The following is a 1009-nucleotide window of genomic DNA, read 5'->3' as shown; positions in this document are numbered from 1 at the left end:
TTTGCTACTACAGGACCAGAGATGATGAATTCGATTAGTTTGGGAAAGAAAGGTCTCTCTTTGTGAACAGCGTAATGCTGTTCGGCAAGTTCACGGCTGACGTTCATAAGCTTCAGCCCAACTAAGGTAAAACCTTTTGTCTCAAAACGCTGGATGATTTGACCAACAAGATTCCGTTGTACACCATCCGGCTTAACCATCAGAAATGTCCGTTCCAAGTTTATCTCCTCAAATTGTTTAACTCAGGTCAATCTTGGGCATAGCCTTTCCTATGATATTCCTTTAGGACTAAGATTCAAGCCCGCTCTATTGCTAGCTCAATTAACTGATCCACCAATTGTGGAAACGGAACACCTGTAGCTGCCCACAGTTGGGGATACATACTGGTTGCCGTAAAACCTGGTAAGGTGTTGATCTCGTTGATGAAGATTTCCTTAGTGGCTTCGACATAAAAGAAGTCTACCCGTCCTAAACCAGCCCCATCAACGGCAGTAAACGCCTGGATTGCCATTTCCTGAATCTGGGTAATGACGTCAGTGGGCAAGGGAGCGGGGATTAACAAGTCCGCTTGACCCTGAGTGTATTTGGTTTCGTAGTCATAGAAATCACTATCATAAGTAATTTCACCAACTACTGAGGCTTTGGGATGATCGTTCCCTAGTACAGCACACTCTACTTCTCGCCCTACTACCCCTTCTTCTACAATCAACCTGCGGTCATAATTAGCAGCATTATCTAAGGCGGCTTCTAATTCAGAACGCGATCGCACTTTGGCAATCCCTACCGATGAGCCTAAATTAGCTGGTTTGACAAAGTAGGGATAGTTTAAGGTTTCCTCAATTTGGTCACAGAGTTTGGTAAATACACAGGGATCAGACCAAACTTGCGATCGCAAAACTTCCATGTAGTTGACTTGGGGTAATCCGGCTTGGGCATATACTGTCTTCATTGCCAGCTTGTCCATGCCTACAGCAGAACCCAAAACACCACTACCGACAAAGGGAACTCA

1 protein-coding gene and 1 pseudogene are annotated in these 1009 nt (G+C 44.9%); both read right to left on the bottom strand.

Translation table 11 applies throughout. The annotated features are described in order from the left end of the window. Positions 1-218: nucleoside-diphosphate kinase (locus F6K53_RS45520; protein WP_293087839.1), on the bottom strand; the 218-nt coding region annotated here is incomplete at its 3' end. Between the two features lie 77 nt (positions 219-295). Then, positions 296-1009 (bottom strand): annotated as a pseudogene (locus tag F6K53_RS45515) (D-alanine--D-alanine ligase family protein); the annotation flags it as partial.

Source organism: Moorena sp. SIO4A1 (assembly GCF_010672065.1).
In the GTDB taxonomy this organism is placed as follows: Bacteria; Cyanobacteriota; Cyanobacteriia; order Cyanobacteriales; family Coleofasciculaceae; genus Moorena.
Note: the sequence above shows the minus strand (reverse complement) of the source record. Positions and strands in the feature narration are given on the sequence as shown.